7 protein-coding genes, 1 other RNA gene and 1 pseudogene are annotated in these 9,394 nt (G+C 66.4%); 6 read left to right on the forward strand and 3 right to left on the reverse strand.

Going from position 1 to position 9,394, the window contains the following annotated elements:
- Together FUT87_RS07660 and gyrA are read right to left on the reverse strand one after the other, a co-directional pair.
- Positions 1 to 589: DUF2059 domain-containing protein (locus tag FUT87_RS07660; protein ID WP_186830416.1), on the reverse strand; the 589-nt coding region annotated here is incomplete at its 3' end.
- A 5-nt stretch (positions 590 to 594) separates the two neighbouring features.
- The gene (gene gyrA, locus FUT87_RS07665) at positions 595 to 3,279 is read right to left on the reverse strand and encodes a DNA gyrase subunit A (RefSeq protein WP_091733230.1); all 2,685 of its coding nucleotides are present in this window, start codon (positions 3,277 to 3,279) and stop codon (positions 595 to 597) included.
- A 259-nt stretch (positions 3,280 to 3,538) separates the two neighbouring features.
- Between gyrA and ompA the strand changes: the two genes are divergently transcribed.
- From ompA to FUT87_RS07690, 5 genes are all read left to right on the forward strand, one after another.
- Complete coding sequence (gene ompA, locus FUT87_RS07670) at positions 3,539 to 4,186, forward strand: outer membrane protein OmpA (RefSeq protein ID WP_091733232.1); 648 nt, start codon at positions 3,539 to 3,541, stop codon at positions 4,184 to 4,186.
- A 141-nt stretch (positions 4,187 to 4,327) separates the two neighbouring features.
- Positions 4,328 to 5,029, forward strand: a complete 702-nt coding sequence (gene ubiG, locus FUT87_RS07675; protein WP_147240644.1) for a bifunctional 2-polyprenyl-6-hydroxyphenol methylase/3-demethylubiquinol 3-O-methyltransferase UbiG — start codon at positions 4,328 to 4,330, stop codon at positions 5,027 to 5,029.
- A complete protein-coding gene (gene gph, locus FUT87_RS07680) occupies positions 5,026 to 5,733 on the forward strand; it encodes a phosphoglycolate phosphatase (RefSeq protein WP_254783570.1) in 708 nt (235 codons plus the stop codon). Before ubiG ends, gph begins: the two co-directional genes overlap by 4 nt.
- A gap of 110 nt (positions 5,734 to 5,843) precedes the next feature.
- Positions 5,844 to 6,217, forward strand: a transfer-messenger RNA (tmRNA) gene (gene ssrA, locus FUT87_RS07685).
- A 344-nt stretch (positions 6,218 to 6,561) separates the two neighbouring features.
- On the forward strand, positions 6,562 to 7,086 hold the full coding sequence (locus FUT87_RS07690; RefSeq protein ID WP_186830417.1) for an outer membrane beta-barrel protein: 525 nt from the start codon (positions 6,562 to 6,564) through the stop codon (positions 7,084 to 7,086).
- 178 nt (positions 7,087 to 7,264) lie between these two features.
- Here the strand turns inward: FUT87_RS07690 and purB are convergent, their stop codons facing one another.
- Positions 7,265 to 8,632, reverse strand: coding sequence for an adenylosuccinate lyase (purB, locus tag FUT87_RS07695; RefSeq protein ID WP_147240646.1), 1,368 nt, complete (start codon positions 8,630 to 8,632; stop codon positions 7,265 to 7,267).
- A 216-nt stretch (positions 8,633 to 8,848) separates the two neighbouring features.
- Between purB and FUT87_RS07700 the strand changes: the two are divergent.
- Positions 8,849 to 9,394: pseudogene (locus tag FUT87_RS07700) on the forward strand (polysaccharide deacetylase); the annotation flags it as partial.

Consider the following 9,394-nt stretch of genomic DNA (forward strand, 5'->3'; position numbering starts at 1 on the left):
CGGGCTTGGCGGCCGGCTTCGGGGCCGAGGCCGCCGGCGCCGGACCCGCTTCCAGGCCGAGCTGCTTGGCGACGTTCTGCTGCAGCGCGGTGAACTTCTCGTCCAACTGCTTGCCGTTGTCGTCGATCAGCTTCTTCGTGTAGAGGCTCTGCAGCTCCTGCGAGGACTCGGCGAACTTCTTGCTCACCGGCGATTCCAGCCAGGCCAGCAGCTGCTTGAGCTCGTCCTCGGTGAACTTCTCGTCCAGCGCCACGCCCATGGTCGACGGGGCCAGCTTCATGCCCTTGTCGACCAGCGGCTTGGCGTTGTCTTCCAGGAACTTGCGCAGGTCGGCATCGATCTGCTTGGCGGTGGCTTCGCGCTTGGCTTCGGGCACGTTGCGCAGGGCCGGCGCGGCCTTGGCGGCCAGTTCGTTGACCGGGCGGCTCAGCACGCCCATGGTCAGGGCCTCGATCGCGGGCTGCTGGATCTTCAGGATCTTCGCGATGACGTCCTTCTTGGACTGCGGGCTGTCAGCCTTCTGCGCGAAGACGACGGGGCTCGCCAGCAGCGAGGCGGCGATGGCGCCGGCTTGGATGGACTTCAGCAACAAGGTCATTCCTTCACGTCGGGGGTGGAGTCGCCCGCGGCGCTCGTGGCGTCGCCGGCATCGGAACCGGCGCCGCCCGCGGCGTCGTCGGTCGATTCTGTCGTCTCGTTCGCATCGTTCTCGACGATGCGCTGCAGGCCCGAGAGCTTGGCGCCCTCGTCCAGCGAAATCAGCGTCACGCCCTGCGTGGCGCGACCCAGTTCGCGGATCTCGGCCACCCGCGTGCGTACCAGCACGCCGGTGTCGGTGATCAGCATGATCTCATCCTCGGGGCGGACCAGCGTCGCCGCGACGACCTTGCCGTTGCGCTCGCTCTGCTGGATCGCGATCATGCCCTTCGTGCCGCGGCCGTGGCGCGTGTATTCCACGATGCTGGTGCGCTTGCCGTAGCCGTTCTCGGTGGCGGTCAGCACGCTCTGCGTCTCGTCCTCGGCCACCAGCATCGCGATCAGGCGCTGGTCGGGCTCGAGCATCATGCCTCGCACGCCGCGGGCCTGGCGGCCCATCGGGCGGACGTCGTCCTCGTCGAAGCGCACCGCCTTGCCGCCGTCGGAGAACAGCATGACGTCATGCTGGCCGTCGGTCAGCGCGGCGCCGATCAGGTAGTCGCCCTCGTCCAGGTCGACGGCGATGATGCCGGCCTTGCGCGGGTTGCTGAAGTCCTTCAGCGAGGTCTTCTTGACGGTGCCCAGCGCGGTGGCGAAGAAGATGAAGTGGTCTTCCGGGAACGAGCGGAACTCGCCCGTCAGCGGCAGCACGACGTTGATCTTCTCTTCCGGCTGCAGCGGGAACATGTTGACGATCGGCTTGCCGCGCGCGTTGCGCGAGCCCTGCGGCACTTCCCAGACCTTCAGCCAGTAGACGCGACCGCGGTTGCTGAAGCACAGCATCCAGTCATGCGTGTTGGCGATGAAGAGTTGGTCGATCCAGTCGTCGTCCTTGGTGGCGGTGGCCTGCTTGCCGCGGCCGCCGCGGCGCTGGGCGCGGTACTCGCTCAGCGCCTGGCTCTTGATGTAGCCGGTGTGGGACAGCGTCACGACCATGTCGGTCGGCGTGATCAGGTCCTCGGTGCCGAGTTCCTGGGCGTTGTGCTCGATCACGCTGCGGCGAGCGCCCAGCTTGGTCTGGCCGAACTCCTGGCGCACCGACGCCAGTTCGTCGCCGATGATCGTCGTCACGCGCGCGGGCGTGGCGAGGATGTCCAGCAGGTCGGCGATCTGCGCCATCACGTCGCGGTATTCGCCGACGATCTTGTCCTGCTCCAGTCCGGTCAGGCGCTGCAGGCGCATCTGCAGGATCTCGCCGGCCTGGTCGTCGGACAGCTTGTAGAGCCCGTCCTCCTGCATGCCGTATTGCGCCGGCAGGCCTTCGGGGCGGTAGGCGTTGCGGCCGCCGGCGGTCTCGCCCTCGGCGCGCGACAGCATCTCCCGCACCAGCGAGGAATCCCAGGCGCGCGCCATCAGCTCGGCCTTGGCCACCGGCGGGGTCGGGCTGCGCTTGATGATCTCGATGAAGTCGTCGATGTTGGCCAGCGCCACCGCCAGGCCTTCCAGCACATGGCCGCGCTCGCGCGCCTTGCGCAGTTCGAACACGGTGCGGCGGGTGACGACCTCGCGGCGGTGCTCCAGGAAGACCGTGATCAGGTCCTTCAGGTTGCACAGCTTGGGCTGGCCGTCGACCAGCGCCACCATGTTCATGCCGAAGCTGTCCTGCAGCTGGGTCTGCTTGTACAGGTTGTTCAGGACGACTTCCGGGACCTCGCCGCGCTTGAGCTCGATCACCACGCGCATCCCGGACTTGTCGGACTCGTCCTGGATGTGGCTGATGCCCTCGATCTTCTTTTCCTGGACCAGCTCGGCGATGCGCTCGAGCAGGGTCTTCTTGTTCACCTGATAGGGGATCTCGTCGACGATGATCGCCTGGCGCTGGCCGCGATCGATGTCCTCGAAATGCACCTTGGCGCGCATCACGACCTTGCCGCGGCCGGTGCGGTAGCCCTCGCGCACGCCGGACAGGCCGTAGATGATCCCGGAGGTGGGGAAGTCCGGCGCGGGGATGATCTCCATCAGCTCGTCGATCGAGCAGTCGGGATTCTTCAGCGCGTGCAGGCAGGCGTCGACGACCTCGTTGAGGTTGTGCGGCGGGATATTCGTGGCCATGCCGACCGCGATACCGGCCGCGCCGTTGATCAGCAGATTCGGAAGGCGCGCCGGCAAAACCAGCGGTTCCTTTTCGCTGCCGTCGTAGTTCGGGCCGTAGTCGACGGTTTCCTTGTCGATATCGGCCAGCATTTCGTGGGCGATTTTCGACAAGCGGATTTCGGTGTATCGCATGGCCGCGGCGTTGTCGCCGTCGACCGAGCCGAAATTCCCCTGGCCGTCCACCAGCATGTGGCGCAGCGAGAAGTCCTGCGCCATCCGGACGATGGTGTCGTACACGGCGCTGTCGCCGTGCGGGTGGTATTTACCGATGACGTCGCCGACGATACGGGCCGACTTCTTGTAGGGCCGGTTCCAGTCGTTGTTCAGTTCGTGCATCGCGAAGAGCACGCGCCGATGCACCGGCTTGAGGCCGTCGCGGGCGTCGGGCAGCGCACGGCCGACGATCACGCTCATCGCGTAATCCAAGTAGGAGCGGCGCATCTCCTCTTCGAGGCTGATCGGCAGGGTTTCCTTGGCGAACTGGGTCATGCGCTGGGGGCCGCGCGCACGCGTGCGCAGCCTCTGGAGAGATCGGAAGTCGGTGATTCTAATTGCGCGCGCTTGTCGTGCTTGCGCAACACGTTCATGAACAGTTGCAGCGCGTGCCGCGAGAATGGAGGCGTCCTGTTGCCCTATGGCACAATCGGTTCGTCCCTAGGAGAAACCCTTGGTCAGGGAACTCCTGAGGTTTTAGTTCCGACATTGGACGTTTCGCAGGGCAACTGCGGCTTTCCTTGAGAGGAGAATCATGAAGAAACTGAACCGCGTGGCAGCGCTCTTTGCTGTCGCCGCTGTGGCCACCTCGGGCGTCATGGCCCAAACCGTGGACAACTGGCGCGCAACGGATGGCACCGTTTGGAAGAACGGCACCAACGAGCTGTGCTGGCGCGATGCATTCTGGACCCCGGCCACGGCCGCCAAGGACTGCGACGGCGCCCTGAAGCCGGTGGCTGCTCCTGTGGCTGCTCCGGCTGCTCCGGCCCCCGCCCCGGCGGTGACCCCGGCCCCGGCGCCCAAGCCGGTGGTGGCTCCGACCAGCGAAAAGGTCACCTACGCCGCTGACGCCTTCTTCGACTTCGACAAGTCGGTCCTGAAGCCGGAAGCCAAGGCCAAGCTGGATGACCTGGTCTCGAAGACCGGCGGCATCAACCTGGAAGTGATCATCGCCGTCGGCCACACCGACAGCGTCGGCACGGATGCCTACAACCAGAAGCTGTCGGTTCGCCGCGCTGAAGCCGTGAAGGCCTATCTGGTGTCGAAGGGTCTGGAAAAGAACCGCGTCTACACCGAAGGCAAGGGCAAGAAGCAGCCTATCGCCGACAACAAGACCGCGGAAGGCCGCGCCAAGAACCGCCGCGTCGAAATCGAAGTGGTCGGTACCCGCGCCGTCAAGTAAACGGTACGGTGGCGACTTCGGTCGCCATCCCGCAAACCCCGCCAGCCATCAGGCTCGCGGGGTTTTTTCATTGATGTGTCATTGGCGCGGCGCGCGCGGAATCGAGCCTCCCGCCGGTGGGCTCGGCTACCATTGCGCCCCATGGCGAATGTCGATGCAAAAGAGCTCGAGAAGTTCAGCGAGCTGGCCCACCGCTGGTGGGATACCGAAAGTGAATTCAAGCCGCTTCACCAGATCAATCCCTTGCGATTGAACTGGATCGACGGCCTCTGCGGCTTGCAAGGCAAGACGGCGCTGGACGTCGGTTGCGGCGGCGGCATCCTGGCCGATGCGATGGCGCGCAAGGGAGCGAACGTGCTGGGCATCGACCTAGCGACGAAATCGCTGCGTGTGGCCGAATTGCATGCGATGGAGGCGGGTACCGAGAACGTCGCCTACCAAGAGATCGCCGTTGAGGATCTGGCGCGGGAGCGCCCCGCCTCCTTCGATGTGGTGACCTGCATGGAGATGCTTGAGCACGTGCCGGACCCTGCATCGGTGGTTACCGCGCTGGGTCAACTCGTGAAGCCTGGCGGGTGGGTGTTCCTGTCGACGCTGAATCGCAACGCCAAGTCCTTCCTCTTCGCGATCGTCGGCGCGGAGTACGTCCTGCGCATGCTGCCCGCCGGAACCCACGAATACGCGCGCTTCATCCGCCCGTCGGAGCTGGCGCAGATGTGCCGAGACGCCGGCTTGGAAGTGCAAGGCGCGAAGGGCCTGACCTTCAACCCGCTCACCCAGCGCTATGCCTTGAACGCGGATACCGACGTCAACTACCTGCTGGCTTGCCGCCGTCCCGCATGAGCGCGGCGATGCTGAATTCGCCTCCCGGCGTGGCCACGCGCGCTGCGATCAGAACCGTGCTGTTCGATCTGGATGGCACGCTGGTGGACAGCGCCCCGGATCTGGCTGGCGCGACCAACGAAATGCTCATCGCACGCGGCCTGCCCGAAGTGCCGTTCGAGCGCCTGCGTCCGATGGTCGGCGCTGGCGCGCGCGGAATGATGGGCGTGGCCTTTGGCGTGTCGCCGAAGGAGATGACGTTCCCCGCGCTCCGCGACGAGTTCTTCGACCGCTACGAGCGACGCCTGCTTCGCGCGACACGCCCCTTCGACGGTGTCGCTGCGATGCTGCAGGCGCTGTCCGACGACGGCTTGAGCTGGGGCATCGTGACCAACAAGTCGGAGCGCTTCGCGCTGCCGCTGGCGCGGGGGCTCGGTTGGTCCGAACGCGCGGCGGCGGTGGTCGGAGGCGACACGACGCCGCACAGCAAGCCGCACCCGGAGCCGCTCCTGGAAGCCGCCCGTCGGGCCGGCGTCGCGCCGGGCGAGTGCGTATATGTCGGCGATGACGCGCGCGACGTGCTGGCGGGACGAGCGGCTGGCATGCCGACGATCGCCGTGCGCTGGGGCTATCTGGGGGATGGTGAGCCGATCGAGGCCTGGGGTGCGGACGTGGTTCTCGACACCCCATCGCAGCTCGTCGAGTGGCTGAGAGCCGCGCGCTGAGCCTGTGGCTCAAGCGTTCAGGGCCGCTGCGAATCGAACTTCAGAAAGATTACCGCCGCCCGGGGCTTGAAGTCCGCGCGACTGGCATAATCTGCGACTTCTCTCTCTCTGGGGCCGACCTGGTTTCGACGTGGGTACGGATTCGGAGTAGGGCATGCCGAGGGCCAGGCACCTCGTAAATCCATCTGGAAAAAACCAACTGCGAACGATAACACGTACGCTCTCGCGGCTTAAACCCCGCGGACCTCTCACCGGTTGGCCGATGGGCCGGGTGAAGGGACGCAAGTCCTGACACAGAGAGGTTATTCACATTGGCTGGCTGTCATTCGTGCACCTTGGGTGACGGCGAGATTTAGGGTGCTGGCTGATCCCGCAGCGTGCTCCTGCGCGACGGGGTTGGCGAGAACCAAATCAGAGAGCTAAGCATGTAGAACTGCCCGATGAAGGCTTGCGGACGCGGGTTCAATTCCCGCCGGCTCCACCATATTCGAGTGTCATGACCGCTCATGACTCCCAAGCGCCTAAGTGAACCAAGCACTTAGGCGCTTTTTGTTTTTGGGCTCGGTGCCCGAATTCCTGCATGGCGTCGCGCACCCTGGCCCCATCCGTCGCGGCCGACGGACAGTTCCTGGATTTTTCGCGACCTGCTCGCGCAGGGGTGTACCGGACCGCGCGGCGGTTGACGATACTTCCGCGCGTCGCGCCTCGAGGGAGCTGCCGCACGGTGCGGTGGAGCGAGGCCACAGTGCGTCCACCATGCTTGCATCCGTCATTGACCATCGCCGCCGTGGCGCTTCGCCGCTGCGTTCCTCCGGGCCCTGGCACCTCGTGGCCATCGCCGTCGCCGCCGCGGCGCTGACCCTGGGCGTTGGCGTGGCGCACGCCGACCCGGTGACCCCGTACTACATCGGTGGTGACGTCGGCAAGACGACGCAGCGCGTGGATGGCAACTCGCAGAAGCGCACCTCGGACAGCTACAGCATCTTCGGCGGCTACAAGTTCAACGAGAACTTCGCGGCCGAGATCTCCTACACCGACCTGGGCAAGGTCAGCTTCGACGGCGTGACCGCGAAGAACAAGGTCTACGCGCTGGACGGCATCGCCCGCGCGCCGCTGGGCGCCGGTTTCGGCGTCTACGGCAAGGTGGGCCTGGCCTACGCCCAGCGCGACTTCAACAACGGCCTGGGCGACAAGGACAAGACGGGCCTGAAGCTGGGCGTGGGCGTCGACTACGCGCTGACGAAGAACGTCTCGCTGCGCGCCGAGGCGACTCGCTACAACGACATGCCGCAGGCCAACGGCTTCAACAAGAAGGACGATCGACTGAGCATGGGCCTGGCCTACCAGTTCTGATCGACCGTCACGGTTGACCGGTGCCGATTCCCCCCGGCACCGGCGCCTTCCGGGCTGCTCCTGAGCGACACCCGAAACCCCCTGATTCCCGGAAGGTGCGAGGGCAGTGCAGTGATGCGCTGCCCTCTTTTTCATGCGGGCTGCCGATGGGCGACGCCGCTCAGGCGCCAAGGGGTCTTCAGATCCGCTTCGCCAGCGCCTCGGCCGTGCCGATGTAGTTGCCCGGCGTCATCGCCAGCAGGCGCTGCTTCTCGGCCTCGGGCAGTTCCAGGCCCTGGATGAACTGCTGGATCGACTCGCGCGTGATCGACTTGCCGCGCGTCAGTTCCTTCAGCCGCTCATACGGGTTGGGCAGCGCGTAGCGGCGCATCACCGTCTGGATCGGCTCCGCCAGCACTTCCCACGACGCATCCAGGTCCGCATCCAGCGCCGCCTGGTTGAGCTCCAGCTTGTCCAGGCCCTTGCTCAGCGAGTCATAGCCCAGCAGCGCGTAACCCAGCGCCACGCCCATGTTGCGCAGCACCGTCGAGTCCGTCAGGTCGCGCTGCCAGCGCGAGATCGGCAGCTTCTGGCTCAGGTGCGTCAGCACCGCGTTGGCCAGGCCGAAGTTGCCCTCGGCATTCTCGAAGTCGATCGGGTTGACCTTGTGCGGCATCGTCGACGAGCCGATCTCGCCCGCCTTGGTCTTCTGCTTGAAGTAGCCCAGCGACACGTAGCCCCACACGTCGCGCGACCAGTCCACCAGGATGGTGTTGGCGCGCGTGACGGCGTCGAACAGCTCGGCCATGTAGTCGTGCGGCTCGATCTGGATGGTGTACGGGTTGAAGCTCAGGCCCAGCTGCTGCTCGATGACCGAGCGGCTGAAAGACTCCCAGTCCTTCTCCGGATAGGCCGACAGGTGCGCGTTGTAGTTGCCCACCGCGCCATTCATCTTGGCCAGCAGCTTGACCTCGGCGATCACCGCGCGGGCGCGGCGCAGGCGCGCCACGACGTTGGCGATCTCCTTGCCCACCGTCGTCGGGCTGGCCGTCTGGCCGTGCGTGCGGCTGAGCATCGGCGCCGCGGCATGCGCCTGCGCCATCTCGGTCATCTTGGCGATCACGCGGTCCAGCGCCGGCAGGATCACCTGCTCGCGCGCGGCCTTGAGCATCAGGCCGTGGCTGGTGTTGTTGATGTCCTCGCTGGTGCAGGCGAAGTGCACGAACTCCCCGGCGCCCTCCAGCTCCGGCTTGCCGGCGAACTGCTGCTTGATCCAGTACTCGACCGCCTTGACGTCGTGGTTCGTGGTCTTCTCGATGTCCTTGATCGCCTGCGCGTCCCGCTCCGAGAAATCGGTCACCAGTGCGCGCAGGAACTCGCGCGTCGCGGCCGGCAGCGGCTTGAACTCGGCCAGGCCCGCATCCGACAGCGTGATGAACCATTCGATCTCGACCTGCACGCGGCGGTGCATCAGGCCGAACTCCGACAGCAGCGGGCGCAGCGCGGCCATGCGCGACGCATAGCGGCCATCCAGGGGCGACAGGGCGGTGAGGGCGGAGAGATTCATGGCGCGCGCGGCCGGACCGGCCGTTTAGGGGGTGGGACAAACCCGCGGATTCTACAGAGGGGGTCACAATAGCCCCCGCTCCGGACCCGCCCCGCCCCCCGAGGCGCGGCCTCCGGCAGGCGCCAGCGCGGCGCCGACGAGGCGGCACGACCCGCCTCGCGTGAAGCTTCGAGGGAAGGCATGCAAGAGAGAAGTCAACGCAAGGGCGCCGTCTGGATGAGCGCCCTCACGACCGCGGCGTGCGCCGCCACGATGACCCTGACGAGCGGCTGCAAGCCGGCCGGTGACGCGCCCAAGCCGCTGGCCCCGCTGGAAGCGGCGTCCGCCAATCCGGCGGTCAGCGCCACGCTGCTGCGCCAGAGCGACGAGCTGCTCGCGCGTCATCGCCAGATGATCGTGCTGATGGACGGCGAGGCCGCGCTCAAGCCCGCCGAACGCGAGGCGGTGCGCGCCGTCGGCCTGATGCTGTTCCACGACATGCAGGAGAGCATCCGCGCGCTCGGCGAGACGGCGGCTCGCAGCACCGATCCGGCCGGCCTGGCCGCGCTGTCGCAGCTGCTGGACCGGATCGAGCAGGAGCCGTCGTGGTTCGACGCCGACCGGCTCGCGTTCAAGGAGTTCCTGACGCAGCTCTCGCAGCAGTTCTCGACCTCGCAGAGCATCGCCGGCCTGAAGCTGGCCAAGCGCGCCAGCGAGGACCTGGGCGTGCTGGCCGAGATCGAGGACGCCTACGAGCAGGAACTGCGCGACACCTTCGGCCGC

The sequence above is a fragment of the Mitsuaria sp. TWR114 genome (genome assembly GCF_007997345.1).

What these genes read in the sequence shown, in the direction of transcription:
- ompA (WP_091733232.1), top strand. Translation starts at nt 3,539, where the DNA reads ATGAAGAAACTGAACCGCGTGGCAGCGCTCTTTGCTGTCGCCGCTGTG.
- gph (WP_254783570.1), top strand. Translation starts at nt 5,026, where the DNA reads ATGAGCGCGGCGATGCTGAATTCGCCTCCCGGCGTGGCCACGCGCGCT.
- ubiG (WP_147240644.1), top strand. Translation starts at nt 4,328, where the DNA reads ATGGCGAATGTCGATGCAAAAGAGCTCGAGAAGTTCAGCGAGCTGGCC.
- purB (WP_147240646.1), bottom strand. Translation starts at nt 8,632, where the DNA reads ATGAATCTCTCCGCCCTCACCGCCCTGTCGCCCCTGGATGGCCGCTAT.
- gyrA (WP_091733230.1), bottom strand. Translation starts at nt 3,279, where the DNA reads ATGACCCAGTTCGCCAAGGAAACCCTGCCGATCAGCCTCGAAGAGGAG.